24 protein-coding genes are annotated in these 21,865 nt (G+C 63.2%); 15 read left to right on the top strand and 9 right to left on the bottom strand.

All coding sequences use genetic code 11. The features are described from left to right. The first annotated feature begins 25 nt into the window (after nt 1-25). The 3 genes from O4H53_RS21440 (at nt 26) to choV (ending at nt 2,878) form a co-directional block, all read left to right on the top strand. The gene (locus O4H53_RS21440; protein ID WP_269367024.1) at nt 26-949 is read left to right on the top strand and encodes a choline ABC transporter substrate-binding protein; all 924 of its coding nucleotides are present in this window, start codon (nt 26-28) and stop codon (nt 947-949) included. 82 nt (nt 950-1,031) lie between these two features. Further along, complete coding sequence (gene choW / locus O4H53_RS21435; RefSeq protein WP_269367022.1) at nt 1,032-1,865, top strand: choline ABC transporter permease subunit; 834 nt, start codon at nt 1,032-1,034, stop codon at nt 1,863-1,865. After that, complete coding sequence (gene choV / locus O4H53_RS21430; RefSeq protein ID WP_269367020.1) at nt 1,862-2,878, top strand: choline ABC transporter ATP-binding protein; 1,017 nt, start codon at nt 1,862-1,864, stop codon at nt 2,876-2,878. The genes choW and choV overlap by 4 nt, the downstream gene beginning before the upstream one ends. Before the next feature lie 146 nt (nt 2,879-3,024). Here choV and O4H53_RS21425 read toward each other — a convergent pair whose 3' ends face one another. Beyond that, nucleotides 3,025-3,339: a hypothetical protein gene (locus tag O4H53_RS21425; protein ID WP_269367018.1), complete on the bottom strand. Its 315-nt coding sequence runs from the start codon at nt 3,337-3,339 to the stop codon at nt 3,025-3,027. 76 nt (nt 3,340-3,415) lie between these two features. On the opposite strand from O4H53_RS21425, the gene O4H53_RS21420 reads away from it, so the two are divergent. Next, nucleotides 3,416-6,262 (top strand): calcium-binding protein, encoded by a 2,847-nt coding sequence (locus tag O4H53_RS21420; protein WP_269367016.1) that lies wholly within the window; start codon nt 3,416-3,418, stop codon nt 6,260-6,262. 77 nt (nt 6,263-6,339) lie between these two features. Here O4H53_RS21420 and O4H53_RS21415 read toward each other — a convergent pair whose 3' ends face one another. Further along, nucleotides 6,340-7,353 carry a Hint domain-containing protein gene (locus O4H53_RS21415; protein ID WP_269367014.1) on the bottom strand — a complete coding sequence of 338 codons (1,014 nt, stop codon included), beginning with the start codon at nt 7,351-7,353 and terminating at the stop codon, nt 6,340-6,342. Between the two features lie 139 nt (nt 7,354-7,492). Here O4H53_RS21415 and O4H53_RS21410 point away from each other — a divergent pair, with 139 nt between their 5' ends. From O4H53_RS21410 to O4H53_RS21380, 7 genes are all read left to right on the top strand, one after another. Further along, complete coding sequence (locus O4H53_RS21410; RefSeq protein ID WP_269367012.1) at nt 7,493-8,272, top strand: SDR family oxidoreductase; 780 nt, start codon at nt 7,493-7,495, stop codon at nt 8,270-8,272. A 14-nt stretch (nt 8,273-8,286) separates the two neighbouring features. Next, nucleotides 8,287-8,673, top strand: a complete 387-nt coding sequence (locus tag O4H53_RS21405) for a hypothetical protein (RefSeq protein ID WP_269367010.1) — start codon at nt 8,287-8,289, stop codon at nt 8,671-8,673. Between the two features lie 2 nt (nt 8,674-8,675). Continuing rightward, nucleotides 8,676-9,800, top strand: a complete 1,125-nt coding sequence (locus O4H53_RS21400) for a DNA alkylation repair protein (protein WP_269367008.1) — start codon at nt 8,676-8,678, stop codon at nt 9,798-9,800. 103 nt (nt 9,801-9,903) lie between these two features. Continuing rightward, entirely contained in the window at nt 9,904-11,262 is a 1,359-nt protein-coding gene (locus O4H53_RS21395; protein ID WP_269367006.1) for a sodium:proline symporter, read from the top strand. 33 nt (nt 11,263-11,295) lie between these two features. Further along, nucleotides 11,296-12,396, top strand: coding sequence for an ABC transporter ATP-binding protein (locus tag O4H53_RS21390; protein ID WP_269367004.1), 1,101 nt, complete (start codon nt 11,296-11,298; stop codon nt 12,394-12,396). After that, entirely contained in the window at nt 12,389-12,742 is a 354-nt protein-coding gene (locus O4H53_RS21385; RefSeq protein WP_269367001.1) for a Lin0512 family protein, read from the top strand. Before O4H53_RS21390 ends, O4H53_RS21385 begins: the two co-directional genes overlap by 8 nt. Next, complete coding sequence (locus O4H53_RS21380; RefSeq protein WP_269366999.1) at nt 12,735-13,094, top strand: Lin0512 family protein; 360 nt, start codon at nt 12,735-12,737, stop codon at nt 13,092-13,094. Before O4H53_RS21385 ends, O4H53_RS21380 begins: the two co-directional genes overlap by 8 nt. A 91-nt stretch (nt 13,095-13,185) precedes the next feature. Here the strand turns inward: O4H53_RS21380 and O4H53_RS21375 are convergent, their stop codons facing one another. Together O4H53_RS21375 and O4H53_RS21370 are read right to left on the bottom strand one after the other, a co-directional pair. Beyond that, nucleotides 13,186-13,851, bottom strand: a complete 666-nt coding sequence (locus O4H53_RS21375) for a helix-turn-helix transcriptional regulator (RefSeq protein ID WP_269366998.1) — start codon at nt 13,849-13,851, stop codon at nt 13,186-13,188. Nucleotides 13,852-13,872: 21 nt separating this feature from the next. Then, on the bottom strand, nt 13,873-14,181 hold the full coding sequence (locus O4H53_RS21370; protein WP_269366996.1) for a hypothetical protein: 309 nt from the start codon (nt 14,179-14,181) through the stop codon (nt 13,873-13,875). A 212-nt stretch (nt 14,182-14,393) separates the two neighbouring features. Here O4H53_RS21370 and tatA point away from each other — a divergent pair, with 212 nt between their 5' ends. Genes tatA through O4H53_RS21350 form a run of 4 tightly spaced genes read left to right on the top strand, consistent with a single transcriptional unit; the run spans nt 14,394 to nt 17,050 of the window. After that, nucleotides 14,394-14,657 (top strand): twin-arginine translocase TatA/TatE family subunit, encoded by a 264-nt coding sequence (gene tatA, locus O4H53_RS21365; RefSeq protein ID WP_269366993.1) that lies wholly within the window; start codon nt 14,394-14,396, stop codon nt 14,655-14,657. Nucleotides 14,658-14,663: 6 nt separating this feature from the next. Then, the gene (gene tatB, locus O4H53_RS21360) at nt 14,664-15,299 is read left to right on the top strand and encodes a Sec-independent protein translocase protein TatB (protein WP_269366992.1); all 636 of its coding nucleotides are present in this window, start codon (nt 14,664-14,666) and stop codon (nt 15,297-15,299) included. Between the two features lie 3 nt (nt 15,300-15,302). Beyond that, nucleotides 15,303-16,211 carry a twin-arginine translocase subunit TatC gene (tatC, locus tag O4H53_RS21355; RefSeq protein ID WP_269366989.1) on the top strand — a complete coding sequence of 303 codons (909 nt, stop codon included), beginning with the start codon at nt 15,303-15,305 and terminating at the stop codon, nt 16,209-16,211. Further along, nucleotides 16,208-17,050 carry an ATP-binding protein gene (locus O4H53_RS21350; protein ID WP_269366987.1) on the top strand — a complete coding sequence of 281 codons (843 nt, stop codon included), beginning with the start codon at nt 16,208-16,210 and terminating at the stop codon, nt 17,048-17,050. The genes tatC and O4H53_RS21350 overlap by 4 nt, the downstream gene beginning before the upstream one ends. A gap of 2 nt (nt 17,051-17,052) precedes the next feature. Here the strand turns inward: O4H53_RS21350 and O4H53_RS21345 are convergent, their stop codons facing one another. The 5 genes from O4H53_RS21345 to O4H53_RS21325 form a co-directional block, all read right to left on the bottom strand. Next, nucleotides 17,053-18,081 carry a Hint domain-containing protein gene (locus O4H53_RS21345; protein WP_269366985.1) on the bottom strand — a complete coding sequence of 343 codons (1,029 nt, stop codon included), beginning with the start codon at nt 18,079-18,081 and terminating at the stop codon, nt 17,053-17,055. A 145-nt stretch (nt 18,082-18,226) separates the two neighbouring features. After that, a complete protein-coding gene (locus O4H53_RS21340) occupies nt 18,227-19,462 on the bottom strand; it encodes a LysM peptidoglycan-binding domain-containing M23 family metallopeptidase (protein WP_269366983.1) in 1,236 nt (411 codons plus the stop codon). 62 nt (nt 19,463-19,524) lie between these two features. After that, a complete protein-coding gene (locus tag O4H53_RS21335; RefSeq protein ID WP_269366981.1) occupies nt 19,525-20,181 on the bottom strand; it encodes a protein-L-isoaspartate(D-aspartate) O-methyltransferase in 657 nt (218 codons plus the stop codon). Further along, a complete protein-coding gene (surE, locus tag O4H53_RS21330; RefSeq protein ID WP_269366979.1) occupies nt 20,178-20,963 on the bottom strand; it encodes a 5'/3'-nucleotidase SurE in 786 nt (261 codons plus the stop codon). Before surE ends, O4H53_RS21335 begins: the two co-directional genes overlap by 4 nt. Before the next feature lie 80 nt (nt 20,964-21,043). After that, nucleotides 21,044-21,679 (bottom strand): SDR family NAD(P)-dependent oxidoreductase, encoded by a 636-nt coding sequence (locus O4H53_RS21325; protein ID WP_269367137.1) that lies wholly within the window; start codon nt 21,677-21,679, stop codon nt 21,044-21,046. Nucleotides 21,680-21,865 lie beyond the last annotated feature (186 nt).

Here is a 21,865-nt window from a genome sequence, read left to right as displayed (position 1 = left end):
GAAAAACAATATCGGGAGATCACCTATGAAAAACCTACTTGCCACCACGGCGCTTACCCTGACGGTCGGCACCGCCGTTGCCGCCGCAGGCTGTGACAAGGTCACCTTCTCCGACGTTGGCTGGACCGACATTACCGCCACCACCGCCGCTGCCACCGTCGTGCTGGATGCGCTGGGCTACGAGACGGAGATCAAGATCCTCTCCGTGCCGGTCACCTATACCTCGATGGCCGCGGGCGACATTGATGTCTTTCTGGGCAACTGGATGCCCACGATGGAAGCCGATATCGCCAAATACCGCGATGAAGGCACCGTGGACACCGTGCGTGCCAACCTTGAAGGCGCGAAATACACATTGGCGGTGAACAAGGCCGCCGCCGACATGGGCATCACCTCCTTCGATGCAATCGCCGCCAAGGCAGATGCGCTGGACGGCAAGATCTACGGCATCGAGCCGGGCAATGACGGCAACCGCCTGATCCAGTCGATGATTGATGATGACGCCTTTGGCCTGAAGGATTTCGAAGTGGTCGAAAGCTCCGAGCAGGGGATGCTGGCGCAGGTCCAGCGGCTGTCCCGCAAGGGCGAGCCGATTGTCTTCCTCGGCTGGGAACCGCATCCGATGAACGCCAATTTCGAACTGACCTACCTGTCGGGCGGTGATGATTTCTTTGGCCCCGACCTGGGCGGTGCCACCGTCTATACCAACACCCGCGCAGGCTATGTCGGCGAATGCCCGAACGTCGGCAAATTGCTGGAGAACATGTCGTTCTCGCTGGCGATGGAAAACGAGATCATGGGCGCGATCCTGGATGACGGCAAGGACCCGGACGATGCGGCCGAAGCATGGCTCAAGGCAAATTCCGGCGTGCTGGATGGCTGGCTGGACGGCGTGACCACCAAGGACGGCGGCGACGCGATGGCAGCGGTCAAGGACGAACTGGATTGATCGCCATCAATGAATGAAAGATGCCCACCCCCGGCGGGGTGGGCATTTTTATGATCTTGCCTGACGAAACGGGGACGCGCGGATGAATTGGCTGACCGACAACAAGATACCCATCGACGACGTGGCCGAAGGCGCGTTCGAATGGTTGCAGATCAACGGCGGCTGGTTCTTTGACGGCCTTTCCGTGGCGATGGAGACGCTGATCGAGGCGATCCTCTGGGTGCTGCAAACACCGAACCCGCTGATCATCGTCGCGGTCTTTGCGGCCCTCACCTGGGTCATTCAGCGCAACTGGAAGGTGCCTGCGCTGGTCATCGTGGGCTTTCTCTTCATCCTGAACCAGGGCTATTGGGAGGAAACGACCGAAAGCCTCACGCTGGTGCTGTCGGCCTGTGTGGTCTGCATGGGGGTGGGCGTGCCCATCGGCATCGCGGCGGCGCACCGTCCCGGGCTTTATCGTTTCATGGCGCCGGTGCTGGACCTGATGCAGACATTGCCCACCTTCGTCTATCTGATCCCGGCCATCGTCTTCTTTGGCATCGGTATGGTGCCGGGGCTGATCGCCACGGTGATCTTTGTGCTGCCCGCGCCGATCCGGCTGACGCAGCTGGGCATTTCAAGCACGCCCAAGGCGCTGCTTGAGGCGGCCCAGGCCTTTGGTGCAAAGCCCAGCCAGACGCTTTGGAAAATCGAACTTCCCTATGCCTTGCCGCAGATCATGGCGGGCCTGAACCAGACCATCATGCTGTCGCTGTCGATGGTGGTGATCGCAGCGCTTGTGGGGGCAGATGGCCTCGGGGTGCCGGTGGTGCGGGCGCTCAACCAGGTGAACACGGGGCTCGGTTTTGAATCCGGGCTGATCATCGTTGTCGTGGCCATCATGCTCGACCGGATGCTGCGGGTGACACGCAAATGAGCAACGCGGTAGAATTCGACAATGTGAGCATCGTCTTTGGCGACAAGCCGGAAAAGGCGCTGCCGCTGATGGACCAGGGCCAAAGCCGGTCCGAGATCGAGGCGGCGACCGGGCAGGTGCTGGGCGTTCATAACTGTACGCTCAACGTGGCCACCGGAGAGATCCTGGTGCTGATGGGCCTCTCCGGCTCGGGTAAATCGACGCTGCTGCGCGCGGTCAACGGGCTGAACCCGGTGGTGCGCGGCTCTGTCACCGTCAATGACGGTGCATGGTCGGCCAATGTGCAGGGCTGTTCGGCACCCGACCTGCGCAAGGTCCGTCGCGAATGCGTGTCGATGGTGTTTCAGCAATTCGGCCTGCTGCCCTGGCGCAGCGTGCGCGACAATGTGGCGCTGGCGCTGGAACTGGCAAAGGTGCCCCGCGACGAAAGACTGGAGCGCGCGGACAGGCAATTGGCACTGGTGGGCCTGTCCGATTGGGCCGATCGCAAGGTCGGCGAACTGTCGGGCGGGATGCAGCAGCGCGTGGGCCTTGCCCGCGCCTTTGTGACCGAAGCGCCGATCCTGCTGATGGATGAACCCTTTTCGGCCCTGGACCCGTTGATCCGCACCCGCCTGCAGGATGAACTGCTGGAACTGCAACGCGATTTGAAACGCACGATCATTTTTGTCAGCCACGATCTGGACGAAGCTTTCAAGCTGGGCGGGCGCATCGCGATCATGGAAGGCGGGCGGATCGTGCAGGTCGGCACCCCGCGCGAGATTTTCTCGAACCCGGCATCCGACTATGTGGCCGAATTCGTGGCCAACATGAACCCGCTTGGCGTGCTGACCGCGCGCGACGTGATGGGGGCGGCCAGGACCGGCGAACACGCATCGGTCGATGCGGAAATGCCGGTGGCCGATCTGATCAGCCGGTTGGGCGGCGCGGAAAGCTGTTTCGACGTAACTGATGGAGGTGCGGTCATCGGGGCGGTCACGGCGCAGACAATTGTCGAACGATTGAAAGGCTGACGCGCGCGCAGGAGTGCTGTCAAATCAGGTGATTGACAGGGCAGAATTGCTCTGACCAGATAATTTTTTCTCGGGGGGAGATGTCTTATGCTGTACTTTTTCTTGATCAGCGCGGTCGTTTTGGCAATACTGAGGTGCCTGTCGGTCTATTTTCCCGATGGAACCGCGATGCAGTTTTTTGCAGATAAGCTGGTTCTTTTCGCGTATTTGGCCTCGGGACTTTTGCTTGTCGTTGCGGCGATGAGCGAAAAGGGTTTGTCGAATGCCCAGACCTCGGTGTTGCTGAAGATTGCGGGGTTCTGGGTAATAGGGTTGGTTATTGTCTGGGGAGTTCCCGCGATTTTTCGCAGGATGTGATCTTCCCGGAATTGCATTTGTGCAAGAAGTTTCGGGGGGAGTTTTTCATCCTGTTGTTGCGGCAGCGCCGCGCCATGCGCCTTTCCAAAGCTGGCCATTTTCACGCGCGCCCGGAATTACCCGCCAATCCATTTCGTCATTCGCACTGACACAGATATTTTAACGACCTAAGGAAGAACCATGCCCCAGACTCAGCTTGCAGAGGATCCGACCACGGAAGTGCCCGAGGTCCTGACCACCATCACCTTTTCAGAGCAACCGCGCTTCACGACCAACCCGACATTTGAATTCGACAACAACACTGTTACGACAGTGGGTCAGATCGTCAGCGACGGGGCCCAGCCTCAATCGCCGGTCATTGCGGCCAATACCAGTTACCGTGGCCCGGTGTTCCTGTATTTCGAAAACCCGGTAAACTACGTCAGCCTGGATGTCGGCTATTTCGACAATGTCGGCAGCACCCGTATCGAATTCCGCGATGCGGCGGGCAATGTCATCCATGTCGCGCATAACAGCGGCCTTGGCGTTCTGACCTTCGAATTTGCCTCTGATCTCGGCATTGCCTCGGTGGCCGCCATCGACGAAAGCTTTGATGACGCGGGATTTTCTGTCGATACCGTGGTCTTTGGCGATCCGATTGCGGATCTGGATCCGCCGACCATCGAACTGCTGGATACCGTGCCCGCAGGGGTCGACCGCGACCTTGGCGTGATCGAGGCGGATACCGAATATTTCTTTTCCGATTCCGTCAGCGAAGTGGACACGCAGGATTACATCCGCCTGACCGCGAACGAACAGCTGACCGCGACGATCCGGGTCTATCTGAACAGCAACCCGAACGATGTGCGCGAACTGGCCGTAACCTTCGAGCAGGGGGTGAACATCATCCAGCTCAGCGCGCTGCCGGGCTATACCGATGCCGAACCCTATTCGGTGATCGTGGATGTGAACCCGCCGACGCGCCTGCCCGAGGATGATCTGATCGACGATCTCTTTGCCAGCGTGGCCGGGGCGCTTGTCTTTGACTTCAACGCCAAGAAATACGAGATTTTCCAGCTTGTCATCGACAACATGGACAATGCCGACGACGCGGCACGTATCCTGGGCAAGATCGGCAAGGCCTTTGGCGTTCTGGGTCTGGTGCTGGACATCGGCAACCGGATCGACAACGTCTACAATTCCAATGACGCGCCCCGACAGGCCTTTATCGAGATTGTGGACATGTTCACCGGCATGGCCGCGACCGGTGCCGTCACTGCCGGCGTTTCGTTTGTCGGCACACCGATTGCGGGCGTCCTGGGCGGCTTCGTCACCGGGTTGATCTATACCTTCGGGCTCAGCAACTCTGTACGCAATGCGGCGAACGGCTGGTACGATGACCTGCTGAACGAGGCGAACCTTGAAAACAGCGGCGCATTGCCGGGCGATCTGATCGGGGTTGATGAGGTTGCGGGCGATGTCGACATTTCGGCCAACATCTTTGACGCCGACTTCTATCTCGACACCTATGCCGATGCCGCCGAGGCGGTGAACTCCGGTGCCGCGGTCAGCGCGCTGGCCTATTACCTGTCGATCGGGATCAACCAGGGCCATCAGATCAACGATCAGGGCACCGTAGTAGCACCTGCCGATCTGGCGCTGAATGTCACCATCGACAATCCCGCGAACCTCTTTGATATCGGTGTCTTTGCCGCGGAACTGGGCACGCGGCCCGGTGACGGTGTGACGACGCCAGAGGCCAATCTGGCCGATTACATCAACGAGCAACGGACCGATGGCACCGAATACGCATTCAACGCGGCGCTCTCGGCCCTTGCCAACCGGATCGCGGTGGACTGGATCGGCAACCGTGCCGAAGCGCCGTTCGGCGTGGCGTCTGCCGCTGCTGCGGCTACCTGGGCCGAGATGCTGACCAACGGGCAAAGCTATCAGGACGCGCTGGACAGCATCGCCGATGCGGCGGGGATCGACCTGTCGCAGACCCAGATCCTCGCGGCCTGGAACCCCGGTGCCACGGCGGCAGAGGTGTTTGCCTATCTCAGCAACTCGACCGCCGGGTCACAGGCGCTGATCGGGCTGGACTACAACGCCATGGGCATTGCCAACTTTGGCGGCATGTGGGTGATCCTTCTGTCCGACGGTTTCCTGGCCGATGACGTGACAACACCCGACGACAGCGGCGTGTTGTACCTGTTTGGCGAGGAAACCTCCGATTTCATCGTGGGTAGCGAAAGCGCGGATGACATCAGCGCCTTTGCCGGAAACGACGAAGTTTCGGCTGCGGGCGGGAATGATATCATCAATGGCGGCAACGGCAACGACACCCTGCGCGGTGGTGCCGGTAACGACGTGATCGAAGGCGGCAATCAGGAAGACCTGCTTTTCGGTGACACCGGCAATGACACCATGGATGGCGGTGCCGGCTTCGACCTGATGTATGGCGGTTCCGGCAATGACTTCATGAACGGGGGCAATCAGGCCGACAACCTCTTTGGCCAACAGGGCGAAGATACCCTGCTGGGCGGCAACGGGTTTGACCGTCTGTTTGGCGGCGACGACGACGATGTGGCCTATGGCTGGTTCGGGACCGATGCGCTCTTTGGCCAGCTCGGCAATGACCGGCTTTATGGTCAGGGCGACAATGACCGGCTGTTCGGCGGTCAGGGCAATGACCTTGTCGATGGCGGGTCAGGTGACGACGAGATCACTGGCGGCGCCGGCTTCGACACCATCGTCGGCGGCACCGGTAACGACCTGCTGGTCGGTGCCTTCAACGCCGACACCTTTGTCTTTGCCGATTTCGGTGGCGGCTTCGGCCAGGATACGATCCGGGATTTTGACGCCAACAACGTCTTTGAACGGATCGACCTGCGGCTTGTCTCCTCGATCCGCGACCTGAACGACCTGCTGACCAACCATGCGACCCAGGTCGGGCAGGACGTGCTGATCGACGCGGGCGGTGGCAATACCATCCTGCTGGAAGGGGTCGACCGCAACGATCTGGATGCATCCGACTTCATCTTCTGATCCCGATCCCGCAACACCGACAGGGGGCCGTCACCGGCCCCCTTTTCATGCGCGGCGGGCGGTCCGTCGCGACGCGCTCAGCGGGTGGAGGCCTTGCGCAGCAGTTCTGCGGCGTCGGGGCGTTTCAGCAGTTTCTCGTTCACGTCCAGCCCGGCATGGGGCAGGTCGTAATGGCCGGGGATGACCTCTCCCATGGCCTGTGACAGATCATCGGGCAGGATGGCCCGGGTCCGCGTGTCGATCAGCATCGTCTCGGCCGCGATCCCTTCGGCATAGATGATCTGGTGGCTGTCGAACAAAAGCTGGAAATAATCCACAAAACCGCCGTCCAGCAGGGTGACGGTATAGCCGTTCACCAGATGCCGCGCCTTGACCAGCAGCTCTGAGCGGCCCGCGCCCACCTCATCCGTGCGCTGGTAGATGAACAGGCGGTGGTCCGGGCTGACAATCAGGTCGTTCTCGTTGTTCAGGGTTCCGGCGGCAATGCGGATCGGGGCGAAATCGCCCACCGCGCGCACCGTGCTCTCTCCGATCCAGCGCACCGCCTGCACGCCATCGTCACGGGTCAGCACCCGGTCGCCGACCACCAGATCCTCAATCAGGCGCTGTTCGCCGCTGGCCAGGGTGATATGGGTGCCGCGGGTGAAGGACACGCATCCCACCTGCGCGAACTTGCGGCGCGGGGTCTTGGTGTCGATCCCCACCAGACGGTATTCCACCTGCGGCAGCAATTGTGCCATCGGCAAGAGATAGATTTCCACCGCCGATCCGTCCTGATCCACCTCCACCAGCAACAGCGCCTCCTGGGTCTGGCCGTCAGGCGACATGAACATCAGCGCGCTGTCCAGATGAAGCGCCGAACCGGGCGTGCCGGTTTCGCTGTCCTCGGCCACCGTGAACCGGTTGCTCATGGAAGGCAGCAGGGACAGCCGCAGGGGCGCCACGCCATAGGGCAGCTCATAGATGTCATCCAGCACCAGTTCGGCGGCAAAGGACAGGGTATCGCCCATATTTGCCCCATCTGTCGCCCGGATGTCGCTGGCCCTGAAAACCGGGGCGGACTGGGCAGGAGCAGGGCGTGAACGGGCCATCGGAACCTCGGGTCAATTGGAAATCTGGTCAGCGGATTACGCTAGAATTGTGTCGCACTTGGGTCAAGCGCGCGGTGTTTTGCTGGCATCCCCGGCGGGGCATGTTAGGTCTTTGACAACCAATCAGGAGGAATCGCAAATGGATCTGGGGATCAGGGGAAAAACCGCACTTGTCTGCGCGTCGTCAAAGGGGCTGGGGCTGGGCTGTGCCGAGGCACTGGCAGAGGCCGGTGTGAACCTGGTGATGAACGCACGCGGCGCCGAGGCGCTGGAGGCGGCGGCTGAGCGGCTGCGCAGCACCTACGGCGTGTCTGTCACCACCGTCGCGGCCGATGTCTCGACCGAGGAAGGGCAGAAAACCCTGATCGACGCCGCCGGAGAGATCGACATTCTGGTCAATAACGCAGGCGGCCCGCCCCCCGGCATGTGGAAGGACTGGAACCGCTCCGATTTCATCGCGGCGCTGGATGCCAACATGCTGGCCCCCATCGCCCTGATCAAGGCGCTGGTGCCGGGCATGATGGACCGGGGCTGGGGCAGGGTGGTCAACATCACCTCGCAATCCGTGCGCGCGCCGATCGGTGTGCTGGGCCTGTCGAACTCGGCCCGCACCGGGCTGACCGGCTATGTCGCGGGCACCTCGCGGCAGGTCGCAGGCTCGGGCGTGACGATCAACAACCTGTTGCCGGGCATCCACGCCACCGACCGGGCGGATTCGCTCGACGCAGGCGTGGTCAAGGCCAAGGGCATCACGCTGGAGGAAGCCCGCAAGGAGCGTGCCTCCGGCATTCCGGCGGGGCGTTATGGCACCCGGCAGGAATTTGGCGCGGCCTGTGCCTTCCTGTGTTCGCAGCACGCGGGCTTTATCGTGGGCCAGAACCTGCTGCTGGACGGCGGGGCCACCAACCTCACCATGTGAGCGGAGCCTGGCGGATGTTCAGACCTGTCCTTTGTGCCGCCGCGCTCTGCGTGGCGGCGCTGCCCCTCGGGGCAGATGAACTTCTGCCACGGCTTGAAGCCGCGCAGGGGGCGATCGACGCGCGGATGCTCACGGTGATGGGCGCTGATCCCGCCGGTGCGCGCTGGAACCCGGCGCGCCGCGCCGCCTCGGCCTGTGCCCTGCGCGAACTTGAGCGCCGGCGGGGCCGTAAGACCGCTGAGACCTACGTCCGCGCCGTCGAAAAGGCGGTAAGTGAGGCTGCCCGGCTCGGTTCTGCGGGTGAATTCGGCGGTCTGGCCGCCCGCATCCATCGCGATGCGGGCATTCGCCTGAACCGTGATCTGGTCCCGATCACCCGCACCTGCGGCATGGGGTTGTAACCATGGCAGAACCTTTTTCGCTGAAAGATCACCTGTTCAACGCGGAAAGCATCGGGGAGCTGGCGGAGGAATATGCCGCCGGCCTGCCGGGATTCGATGCGGCGCGTTTTCAGCAGGAAACCCTGGCCGGCTTCCCCGAGCGCGCCTTGATGGAGCGGCTCGACTGGATCGCCGATTGCCTTGAACCGCATCTGGCCGCCGATTTTCCGACCATGGCGGAGCAGCTGGAGGCGATGATGCCGCCGCCGCTGGACCCGAGGCTGCGCGACGACGATTTTGGCCGCTTCATCCATGCGGTGCCAGGGATACTGGCGGTGCGCCACGGGCTGGAGAATCACCGCGAGCGCGCGCTGGACCTGATCCATGCCGCCACCCGGCGGTTTTCGATGGAATACTATATCCGCCCCTTCCTGAACCGCTGGCCCGAGCAAACGCTGGCCCGGCTTTCGCACTGGGTGGAGGATGACAATTATCACGTGCGCCGTCTGGTCAGCGAGGGCACAAGGCCGCGCCTGCCCTGGGCGCGGGCCGTGACCCTGACCAGCGATCAGACCCTGCCGCTGCTGGACAGGCTGCATGCCGACCCGACGCGCTATGTCTCAAGATCGGTGGCCAACCACCTGAATGATATCGCGAAAAAGGAACCGGACCGGGTGGTGAACCTGTTGCTCGGCTGGGAAAAATCGGCCCGGCAGGACGGCAAGGAACTGGCCTGGATGACCCGCCACGCCCTGCGCACCCTGATCAAACAGGGCGACGCTGCTGCCCTCGACCTGCTGGGCTACCGCCGCGATGTGCCGGTGACCGCACAGCTGACGCTTGAGGCGCAAAGCGTCGCCATTGGCGGCGCGCTGGCCTTCTCGCTGCAACTGGAGGCCCCGCAGGACCTGCCGGTGATGGTGGACTACCGCCTGCGCTTTGCCCGGCCCGGCGGCAAGGAGGCGGAAAAGGTCTTCAAGCTGAAAGCGACGCAGATCGCGGCGGGGCAAAATCTGAGCCTGCGCAAATCCCATAAGCTCAAGGGCGATGCCACAACCTTTACCCTGCATCCCGGCAAGCATGGGATCATCGTGCAGGTCAACGGGGTGGACGTGGCGGAGGCACAGTTCGATCTGACTGCTGCCTGACCACAGTTCATCACATTTCGGATAGCTGGGTCGTGCTGTCTCGCCCTGCCGCTGTGGCTGATCTACGACTTGACCCTGAACAGAACAGATCGGGACGCCCCTCATGCAATCCAGCCTCCTCATTGCCCTTTTTGCGGCGCTTCTTCTGGCCAGTCTTCTGGCCGCTCCCCGGCGCGCCAGTGTCGAAGGCTTCTTTGGCGGCAAGACCGCCAGCGGTGGCGCACCGGGCCTCTGGGTGCTGGTATTGAGCCAGGTCACCACCTGGATTTTCGCCCGCTCCCTGATGAACGCCGCGATCCTGGGATATTATTATGGCATTGCGGGCACGCTGGCCTATGCCGCCTATTACGGATCCTTCCTGACCGGCGGTTTCATCGTCGCGCGCCTGCGCCGCAACGGGGCGCGGTCGATGCAGGACTGGCTGGGCGACAGGTTCGGCAGCAGCGGCACCGCCTGTTACAATATGGTCGTGGCGCTGCGGCTCTTGTCCGAAGTCTTTGCCAACCTGCTTGTGGTCGGCCTGATCTTTGATGCGGTACTCGCAGGCAGCGGCACCACGGCGATCCTGGTCGTTGCGGTGCTGGGGCTGGCCTATTCCGCATGGGGCGGGCTGTCGGCGGCCCTGCGCACCGATGTGGTGCAGATGTGTGTCTTTCTCGCGGTCTTTGGCGCGGCCTTTCTGGCGCTTGTGACCGGGCCGGAGTTCTCCATCGCTGCGGTGCTGACGGCGCCCGGCACCTCCGGCCCCTGGAACGGCTGGGTGCTGCTGGCGGTCGCGCTGCTGCAGGTCTTTTCCTACCCGGCGCATGACCCGGTGATGATGGACCGTGGCTTTATCGCGGATGAGGCCACAACCAGGGCCTCCTTTCTGCATGCCTTCTGGATATCGACCCTTTGCATCATCGGCTTCGGCTTTTTCGGCATTCAGGCGGGGCTGACCGGCGCGGCCTATGAGGGCGAGCTGATCGGCACCTGGGGGGTGATGTTTCCGCCTTGGGTCTTTGTGGCACTGATGATCTCGCTTCTGGTCTCCGCGCTCAGCACGCTGGATTCCGCCCTTGCCTCGGCCGCGCGGCTGATGGTCGAGGAATGGCGCATCGCCCCGCGCAGCCTGTCGGGCGGGCGCATTGTGATGGTGGGCTTCATGGTGGCAGGCACGCTGCTGACGCTTTGGGGCAATGCCACCCTGTTCGATGCCGTCGCCGTATCCGGCACCGCGTCGATGTTCCTGACCCCGGTGCTGGCGGTGGCGCTGGTCGGGGGCCGCAGGGTCGCGCGCTGGTCGTACCTTCTGGCATTTGGCGCCGCGATGCTGGGCGCGCTGGCCTATCTTGGCCGGGGCTGGCCTGTCTTTGCCGCGCTGCTGCCGGAGGGTCACAAATACGAGCAGCTTTTGATCATTTGCCTGTGCGTTCTGGCGATGGGCTTTGCTGCGGTGCTTGCGGGGACCCGGCGGGGCTGATAGCTGATCTCCGAGTGATTTAATCGGATACCCATGACTGCCGAAGTTCCCCGCCTCGAAATCAAAGACCTCAAACGGTCCTATGATGGCCGTCCGGTGGTTGATGGCGTCTCCCTGAAGATCATGCCGGGGCAGGTGACCTGCCTTCTGGGTCCGTCGGGCTGCGGCAAGTCCACGACGCTGCGGATGATTGCAGGGGTGGAAATGCAGGACAGCGGCACGATCCATGTGGATGGCAAGCTGATCTGCGACACCACCTTCCGCGTGCCGCCCGAGCGGCGGGAAATCGGGCTGATGTTTCAGGACTTTGCCCTGTTTCCGCACCTCAGCGTCGCCGATAACGTGGGCTTTGGCCTGAAAAAGGGCACCCGCGCCGAGAAACGTGCCCGGATCGAGGAACTGCTGGAGCGGGTGGACCTCAAACGCTACATCGACGGTTTTCCGCATCAATTGTCGGGTGGCGAACAGCAGCGCGTGGCGCTGGCCCGCGCCCTGGCACCGCGGCCCCGCATCATGCTGATGGACGAACCCTTTTCCGGTCTCGACAACCGGCTGCGCGACGGCATCCGCGATGAAACGCTGGGCATCCTCAAGGAAGAGGACACTGCCGTTCTGCTGGTCACCCATGAGCCGGACGAGGCGATGCGCATGGCCGATGAAATCGCGCTGATGCGCGGCGGTCGGATCGTGATGCAGGGCGCGCCCTACAACGTCTATACCCGCCCCGTGGACCGCGCGGCGGTCGCGGTCTTCTCTGACGCCAACATGCTGCACGCACGGGTCGAAGGGGCGCTGGCCGATACGCCCTTTGGCCAGTTCCTGGCCCCCGGTGTGCCGGATGGCACCGATGTGGACATCGTTTTTCGCCCCCAGCATCTGCGCATCGACTTTGACCGCGCGGGCCAGGGGCCGCGCCCCACCGCGACGGATGGCACCGCCGCGCGCGCCGTGGTCGAACGCGCCCGTTTCATGGGCAATGAATCACTGGTGGAATTTGTGTTGGACGACAGCGGGCTGCGTCTGAAGGCGACGGTGCCCAATGTCTTCCTGCCGCAGCCGGGGGCGGTGATGTGGCTAACCGTGCGCCGCGACAGGTGTTTTGTTTTCCCGGTGACAGGAGGGCGCAATGCCTGAAACATTGATGGTGGAATTCGGCATGGGGTCCTCCCTGCGCCGGGGCGATTACACCCAGGCCGCGACCCGCGCGGTCCGCGATGCCCTGTGGCACAATTCGATCAACCTCGCCGAGCTTTTCGGCTTTGACAAGAAGGACATGCGCATCACCCTTGATGTGGGCGTCCAGCAGCCCGACAAGGTGGACGCCGGGGCGCTGCGCGCGGTCTTTCCCTATGGCCATGTCACGGTGAACCTGCACCGCGGAGGGCTGGACGTGCCGCGCCCCGAGGGGGATGGCCATCCGACGATCATGGCGAATGTCGCCCTCTCCGTCGCCTTTGACATGGAGCGGGCCGATGGCTGAGCAACGCGTGATCATCGAAATGGGCATGGGCAACGACCTGCACGGCATGGATTACACCAAGGCCTGCGCCAGAGCGATCAAAGACGCGCTGCGCCATTCCTCGCTGCCCCTGTTTGCGGTGACGGGGCTCTCGCATGAAGAGATGCGTGTACAGGTCACGGTCGCCGTTCAGGAACCGGACAAGGTGGATGTCGACGCGCTGACCGCCAAACTGCCGCGCGGCCGGGCAGAGGTGCGCGCAGTCTTTGGCGGGCTGAACGTGCCTGCGGGCGGTGAAACCATCGTCATGGCCCAGGCCAGCGTGGAGGCGTTTCTGCCGGATCAGATCGGGGTCTGGCGGCTGAAGGGATGATCTGGCGGTCGGCTATAACCGCGCGACGCCGTTTTCTTCAAAGAAAACGGACCGGAGTTTTCGAAAACTCCGGCGGCGCGCGCGGTGCGGATCAAGGCTCGTAATCTTTCAACCGCTTGCCCGGTTCGTCCACGAACAACTCCGGCAGGGCCTCCGCGCTTTCGATCAGGTCGAGCCGGAAGACCCGGAACCCCTCGCGCAACTCGCACCAGGCGGTCAGGGTCCAGACGCGGCCCCAGTATTCCATATGCAGCGGACGCACGGTGCGGGTGGTGACCATCGCCTCCTTGGAGGTATAGACCAGCCGCAGCTTTTGCCGCGCCTTGATCGCCGCGCGCACCACGGGCATATGGGTGAAATTATGGGTCGCATCGGCAAAGGGGTAGACGGCGAATTTCCAGGCGTCCGCCTCGGCGATGGTCTGGGTCGGCAGCGCCGCGTCGATCTTGTCGGCCAGGGTCAGGGCCGCCGCCTGCAATTCGGCATCGGCAATCTGCGTGGCCACGGCAATGCCAAGGTTCAGCGCCTCCAGCTCGGCCGGGGTCAGGGTGAGCGGCGGCAGGGTGATCGCTTCGGTGATCATGTAGCCGACGCCGCGTTCGCCTGCCACCGGCACGCCGGAGGCCACCAGCGTATCCATATCGCGATAGATCGTGCGGGTTGACACCTCAAGCCTGCGGGCGATGTCCTGCGCGCGGTGCAACCGCCCGTCGCGCAGGATCTGGATGATATCAAAAAGGCGGTCCGTGCGGCGCATCGGGCCTAGACTGACACCGCGTCAGGGCTGCTGCAAGGTGATCCTTGCATGCCGCATCTGAACCTCGCCGGGGGCAATCATCGCCATCAGCGCCGCTGCCTCCGGGGCCTTGGAAATCCCCTGCGCTGCGCGCTGGGCGGCGGCCAAGTCCTCCCAGATGACATGATCGGTCCAGAGCCCGGTTTCATCCACCGACAGGGTGCGGCGTATCATTCCGCCGCTGCGTGCGATAAACGGGGCCAGATCCGCCGCCGCCCTGGTAAAGGCCGCTGCGTCGCTGCCGGGGATCAGCCGGAATGTAACGATTTCGCTCACGTGTTCTTGTGTCATCTTGCTCTCCTTGGTGATTGACAGCTTGCCTATGACAGGGTCCAACTGACATAAACCTGTCAGTTGAGGTGCCGCGCCTGTGAAAAAGAGCAATTCTGCGGGTCCGGCGGCATCCGTGCACCGCTTTCGCCCTTCATGGCGCCTGCGCCGGGCGGTAGACAGGAACAAATGGCCCCTTTCCGGGGCACCACGGTTTAGATGGGAGAATCGAGATGTTGAACAATATTGGCCTGCCGGGCCTTTTGCTGATTGCGGTGGTTGTGCTGGTGCTTTTCGGGCGCGGCAAGATCTCCAGCCTGATGGGTGAAGTCGGCAAGGGCATCACCAGCTTCAAGAAAGGCGTCAGCGAAGGCGAGACCGAGATGACGCAGGTCGAAGACCTGGATGGCGCGGACCTGCCCAGCCACAGCGACACCGGCACGCATCCCAAGACGGACAAGGTTGCCGACAAGGGCGCGAAAAAGAACAAGGTGTAATCACCCATGTTCGATATGAGCTGGACCGAGCTGTTGGTCGTGGGCATCGTGGCGCTGATCGTCGTGGGCCCCAAGGACCTGCCGGTGTTGTTCCGAAAGGTGGGGCAGTTCGTGGGCAAGGCCAAGGGCATGGCGCGCGAATTCACCACAGCGATGAACGACGCGGCCGACAGCAGCGGCATGCGCGAAATCTCGTCGAACCTGAACACCTCCCTCAAGGCGGCGACAAACCCGCTGGGAGCGGCGATGGATGGCGTCAAATCGGCGACCAAATCGCTCGCTGACATCGACCCCGACAGCGAAACCGGCAAGCTGGCCGCGCAACGGGCCGAGGATGTGAAGAAAATTCAGGCCAAGACCGCCCGCGCCGCCGCCGAACGCAAGCAGCGCGAGGCGACAGAGGCCCTGGCCCGCGCCGATGCGCTGGAAGCCGAGACCGCCCCGGCCGCCCCCAGGGCGGAAGCCGCCAAGCCGGCCGCACAGAAGGCACCTGCGAAAAAGGCCCCGGCCCGGAAAACACCCGCCAAAAAGCCGGCCGCGACAAAAACGGCAGCCAAACCTGCCGCGAAACCCGCCGCCAGGAAGCCCGCCGCGAAGAAATCGGCGGCCAAGCCCGCCGCTACAGCGGCCAAAAAAGAGTAAGCCATGAGCGCCACCGACGATATCGACGACAGCGCAGCGCCGCTGATCGAACATCTGGCAGAGCTGCGGACCCGGCTGATCCGGTCCGTGCTGGCCTTTATCGTGGGCATGATCATCTGCTTTTCCTTCGGCAGCACGATTCTCGATTTCCTGCTGGTGCCGATCGAGCACACGATGCGCAACCTGGGCAATCCGAACCCGGTGATGCAATACACCGCCCCGCAGGAGTATTTCTTTACCCTGATCCGCATCTCGATGGTGGGCGGGCTTGCAATCAGCTTTCCGGTGATCGCCACCCAATTGTGGCGTTTCGTGGCGCCGGGCCTCTACAAGAACGAAAAGAACGCCTTCCTGCCGTTCCTCATTGCCTCGCCCGCGTTGTTCCTGCTGGGGGCGGCCTTTGCGCATTACGTGGTGGTGCCGCTGGCGATGCAGTTCTTCCTTGGCTTCTCTGATGCTGCTTCCTATCTGACCGCCATGGTGGTCGACGGCGATGCGCGCAAGTCGGGCATCGACATCGTCTTTAACGGCAAGGTCAACGAAAGCCTTGATATCACGCTGAAAATGATCGTGGCCTTTGGCTTGTGCTTTCAGCTTCCCGTCCTGCTGACCCTGATGGGCAAGGCCGGGCTGGTCAGCACCGAGGGGCTGCGCAACGTGCGCAAATACGCGGTTGTGGGCATCCTGCTGCTGGCGGCACTGGTGACGCCGCCGGATGTGGTGACGCAGCTGATCCTCTTTGTCGTGGTCTATGGGCTTTATGAAGTGTCGATCTTCCTTGTCAGCCGGGTAGAGGCCAAGCGCGAGGCACAATTGCGCGCGGATGGCTATTACGACGACGACGTCGAAGAAGATCCTCTGGTCAGGGAATTTGACCAGGATCCCGAAGACGATGAGGGCGATCTGAAGTGATAGACGACCCGCTTGACCGTATCGCGGCGGCGCTGGAACGCATGGCGCCGGCGCCCCTGCCGACACCCGATTTTGACGCGGCTGCGGCCTTTGTCTGGCACACCGGGCCTGACCGGCTGGAACCGGTGGAGCATGTCTCCCGCGTGCCCTTGAACCTGCTGATCGGCGTGGACCGGTCGCGCGATACCCTGCTGGCGAACACCCGCCAGTTCGCGGCTGGCCTGCCTGCGAACAACGCCCTGCTCTGGGGTGCGCGGGGCATGGGAAAATCGAGCCTTGTAAAGGCGATACACGCCGATGTTCATGCATCACATGAGGCGCTGCGCATGGTTGAGTTGCAACGCGAGGATCTGCCCTCGGTGGGGCGTCTGCTGAATCTGCTGCGCGGCGCGTCGCAACGGTTCATCCTGTTCTGCGACGACCTCAGCTTTGGCCATGACGATACCCATTACAAGTCGCTCAAGGCCGTGCTGGACGGCGGCATCGAAGGGCGGCCGGACAATGTGGTGCTTTACGCCACCTCCAACCGCCGCCACCTGATGCCGCGCGACATGATCGAAAACGAACGCGGCAGCGCCATCAACCCGGCGGAGGCGGTCGAGGAAAAGGTTTCCCTGTCGGACCGTTTTGGCCTCTGGCTTGGTTTCCACGCCTGCGACCAGGATCAATACCTGGCGATGATCCGGGGCTATTGCGATGCTTACGGGGTCAGGATCGACGCGGAAACCCTGCGCGCCGAGGCGGTTGAATGGCAGGCCACGCGCGGGTCCCGTTCGGGCCGGGTGGCCTGGCAGTACTTTATCGACCTCGCGGGCCGCAAGGGCGTGCGGGTCGCCTGAGTTCAGGTTGCCAGCAGACCGGCTTCATAGGTGCGCAGGCAGGGGGCGGCCTTGGGGCCATATGCTGCAAGGTCGGGAAACAGCTTTCTGATCTCCGCACCCGCGGCGCCGTTGACCGCCTGCAGGGTCATGTCGCCGGGATAGAGGCTTTCGGTCCACAGCCCTTCGGACCGCAGCAGGTGATGCGCTTTGAGCAGGATGTGGTGATAGGTCACGATGCCGCCGGGACGCCGGTAGACACCGTCATGGCCGATCAGATCCCTGGCCCGCACCAGCACTTCCTCCTGCCCGAACAGAAGCTCGGCCCGCCAGTCCTGCAACAGGATGGCATGCTGGGGCGACAGAACCAGATCGCGGGTGTTGCCCAATGTGCCTTTGCTGATCACGATCGGGGCCAGGTCCCCCAGCGCCGCCACCGTGGTCGAGCCGATCCAGGCGATGGGTTGCAGCCCGCCGTCACGGGTCAGGGCAAGCTGGCCGGGGCAGAGCGCTTCGACCGCGACGGGGCCTTTTGCCGTTTCGATCAGGGTGCCGCTGGCAAAGCATACCACGCTGGCGCCAAGGCTGCTGTGCGGGATCAGGTCGCTGTTGTCGGTGATCCCGCTGGCGGTGAGGTTGGTATCGGCTGGCGGCATGCCGTCGGGAAAGACCAGGTAAAAGCCGTCCTCGTTCGCATCGTCCAGATCGTTGTCGTTGTTCAGGTCGACATCAATGACCGCGACGCGCCAGGTTGTCGTGCCATCGGTCACCGTAAAGGTATAATCGTAGATCACCTGACGCGGCGTGCCGCCGACATCTGTGGTCTGCTGGCCAAATCCGCCGATCCGCTCCTGAGGGGAAACAACCTCGTTCGTGGGGTCGCCGTTGAACTGGGTTGCGCCGGTGTTCTCGTCGACCACGAAATAGGTGTCCGGCCCGGTGTAGCGCCAGGTAGAGCCTGCGGGCGGCGCAAAGGCATAGTTATGCGCGGAGCCGTTGATCGTGCTCTGGGTGCCGTAGATCGTGTTCGTGTAGCCGTAGTGGACGGGCATCGGAATATCCAATCGCAACAATTTGCGTTGGATTGTTTCTAATACCGCAACGCGGCAGCCTTGCGGCAGAAGCCGGGCATTTAAGGCAAATACGGGACATTTCAGAGGTGTTTTTCCGCGCGCCGAAAGGCGCGCGGCAGGCCGGTCAGTTCAGGTAGGGGGCCGGGTCAACACTCTCAAAACCCTTGCGAACTTCGAAATGAACATAGGCATCATCACCGCTGCGCAGCTTGGCGATCTGCTGGCCACGCGCCACATTGTCGCCCTTTGCGACGCTGACGCCGGCCACATTGGCATAGACCGTCAGCAGGTTGCCCTCGTGGCGGACCACGACAATCGGCACGCCTTCGGCGCTTTTGGTGATGGCGGCCACGGTGCCTGAATCGGCGGCCATGACCGGCGCACCCGCCGCGGCCTTGATGTTGATGCCTTCATTCTTGCCCTTGGCATAGCCGCGGATGATGCTGCCCTGAACCGGGGTCGCCATCTTGGCCTTGGAGGTGCTGGCGGTTGTCTTGCCAACATCCGCGACCGGCTTTTGCGGTGTGGCGGCAGGCGGCAGCGGCTTGGCGGTGTCATCTTCGGGCAGGGCCGTCTTGGCGGATGGCGGCGTCGGTGTCGGGCTGCCCTGACCGGGCAATGTGGTGGTCTCGGGCGCCGGAACGGCTGCCGGGGTTGCAGTACCGGCGGTGCTGCGTTTTGGCGGATTCTGTTGCGGGACGGGGATCAGCAGGAACTGACCTTCGCGCACCGCGAAATCCGGACCCAGCCCGTTCCATTCTGCCAGCGCCTTGACCGGAACGGAATAGAGCCGTGCCACGGTATAGGCCGTCTCGCCCCGTTCAACGCGGTGGCGGATCGGTTCCCGGGCGGATTGCGCGGTGGCCGCCGGAGCGGGGGAGGCCGGTGCAAGCGTCGCGGTCTGGACGCCGGGTGCCGAAGGCGCGCGGTCAATCGCGCCGCCTGCCAGCGAAGAGATATCGACCGGCCGCCCCGACGCGGCACCGGTTGCCGCGGATGGTTCTGCAACGCGGTTGGGCAGGGCGATGATCTCGTCCTTGCGCAGGCGCACCGTGGGGTCGATGCCATTGTAGCTGGCCAGTTGCGAGGTGCTGGCCCCCACGCGCGCGGCCACATCGGCCAGCGTGTCGCCGCGCCGGGCCACCGCGACCTGGTAATTCGGATATGAAATCACACCGCGGCTGTCCGGGCTGGGCCGGTCCGCAAGGGGGGCTGTCGCGGCCTGTGCCGTGGTGAAGCTGCCCAGATTCCCGCGCAGGTCAAAGTCCAGTGGCTGGTCCGCACAGGCGCTCAGCAAGAGGGCGCTGGACCCGGCCAGAAAGCTCAGCCGCACGGGGCGGCGCATGAATGAATGACGCATCTGCATGTCCTCATGTATCCTCCCCCGTGTAATCCCGGGGATTTGCCGCACTTATAGCGCAATTATGTGTCCTTGCCCAACCCTTCGAGCAACGGAACGAAGCGAACAGCCCTCATTTCGTCATATTCAAGGCCCTGAGCGGTTTTCCGCACACGGATCAGGTGCTGAACGGTGTCCGACTGGCCCACCGGCAGCACCATGATGCCCCCGACCTTGAGCTGCGCCAGCAGCGGGCTGGGCGGGTCTTCGGCGGCGGCGGTCACGATGATGCGGTCAAAGGGGGCCTGTTCGGTCAGCCCGAAGCTGCCGTCCGCCGTGATCGCGGTGATGTTGTTGAGGTCCATCTGCTCAAAGATCACCCGCGCCTCGTGGACCAGCCGGCGGTGCCGGTCGATGGTATAGACCCGGCGCGCCAGCTTGCTCAGGATTGCCGCCTGGTAGCCAGATCCGGTGCCGATCTCCAGCACCTTGTCGCGGGGCGAGACCTCAAGCGCCTGGGTCATCAGCCCCACCACGGAGGGCTGGCTGATGGTCTGGCCGCAGGCGATGGGCAGCGGCATGTCCTCATAGGCGCGTTGCGCAAACAGCCCCTTGATGAAGGGCCCGCGATCGACGGTTTCCATCGCGTTCAGCACGCGGGTATCCGTCACCCCCTTGGAGCGGAGGGCATAGAGGAACTGCATCTTGCGTTCGGCTTCTGTCAGTTCCTCATCGGTCACGTGTTGATGCCCGCGAATCTGTCCATCATGTCATGCGCCGTCAGGTCGGCCCGCATCGGCGTGACCGATACATATCCCTCAAGGTTCACCGCCGCATCGGAACCGGGGGCGGTCATGACCTGCTGGTTTCCCCCCTTGATCCAGGAAAAACGGCGGCCCGAGGGGGCCAGATGCGGTTCGGTTGCAAAGACCACGCCGGGGCGGCGACCCTGCGGGGCCAGACGCGTCCCCTTGACGGCACTGGCCGGAACCGGCGGGAAATTCACATTGTGGAACAGCCGGTAATCGCCCTGATCCTCCGGGCTGACCGCAAGAATGCGCCGGATCACCTCTGCGCCATGGGCCGCTGCCGCCTCGAAAGGGTCGTCCAGATCACGGTTCGCAGGGCCAAAGTACTGCGACAGCGCAATGGCGGGAAAGCCCTGCAATGCCGCTTCCATCGCTCCGCCGATGGTGCCGGAATAAAGCGTGTTCTCGGCCGAGTTGTTGCCCCGGTTCACGCCCGACAGCACCAGGTCGGGCAGGGCGGTCTTCATCACGTCATGAACGCCGATCAACACGCAATCGGCGGGTGAGCCTTCGGCGGCATAGCGGCGCGGGCCCAGTTCGCTGATCATCGTGGGTTTGACGTAGTTGATGCAATGGCCGACGCCTGATTGCTCGAATGCCGGTGCCACGGTCCAGACTTCGCCGTCTGCTCCGGCCAGTTCTGCGGCGATACGGGCCAGCACCTTGAGGCCGGGTGCGGCGATGCCGTCGTCGTTTGTAATGAGAATGCGCATGGAAAGCCCTTTTGCCCTTGATAGGCGAGGGCCGCGCGGGCGGCAAGGACGGGTCAGGCCGATTGAAAAAGGATGGGTGCCTAGAGTTGCGCGATTACCGCAGCGGCCTGGGCCTGCGGATCGGCCAGCTTGTGGCGGTCCTCGCCCGGAAAGAACCTTGCGCGGGTGGCGGTGGGCATCGGTTCCGGGGTCAGGATATGCACCTTTGGCCCGTTCTTTTCCGTTTCCGCCGCCCAGGACCGGGCCAGCGCGATCTGCGCCGCCTTGGAGGCGCCATAGGCACCAAAGAACTTTTCGCCCGCGCGCGGATCGTCGAAAAACACCGCCTGACCGGATGTTCCCAGCAGGGGGGCGACAAAGGTGATCAGCCGGGCGGTGGCGGTGACATTGCAGACAAGGGATTTCTCCATGTCCTTTGCATCGACGTGATCGGCGGGGGCAAGGGGGGCGGCGTGGATGGCGCAGTGCAGCCACAGGTCCAGCTTGCCCCAGCGGTCGTGAATGCCCCGGCAGAGCACCGCCATGGCCTCGGCCGTGGTGACGTCCATCGGGGCCAGGGTTGCGGCGCCGCCCCGGGCCTGAATGCGGTCATCCAGTTCTTCCAGCGCGCCGGTGGTACGGCCCACAGCGATGATGTGATGGGTGGGGCAAAGCGCCTCTGCCAGCGCGGCACCCAGGCCGCGCGATGCGCCGGTGATCAATGCGGTTTTTGTCATGTTGGCCATGTGCCTTGCCACGGTCGCGCCGTCAATAGTTGCCAGGGCCTGGATCTTAGGTCGTGTTGACATTTATTGTCGCCCACCCGCGCGAGACGGATTTTGCCGTTGGCGCCCTGATGTGAGCGCAGCAATGTGATCATTGGAAGCGAACATCCGGGATGGCAGAGGCAAAATCCGCCGCGC

Origin of the sequence: Sulfitobacter sp. G21635-S1 (assembly GCF_027213915.1) — a bacterium.
Taxonomy (GTDB): domain Bacteria; phylum Pseudomonadota; class Alphaproteobacteria; order Rhodobacterales; family Rhodobacteraceae; genus Sulfitobacter.
The sequence above is the reverse complement of the archived record's forward strand: the minus strand, read 5'-3'. Positions and strand labels throughout refer to the sequence as shown.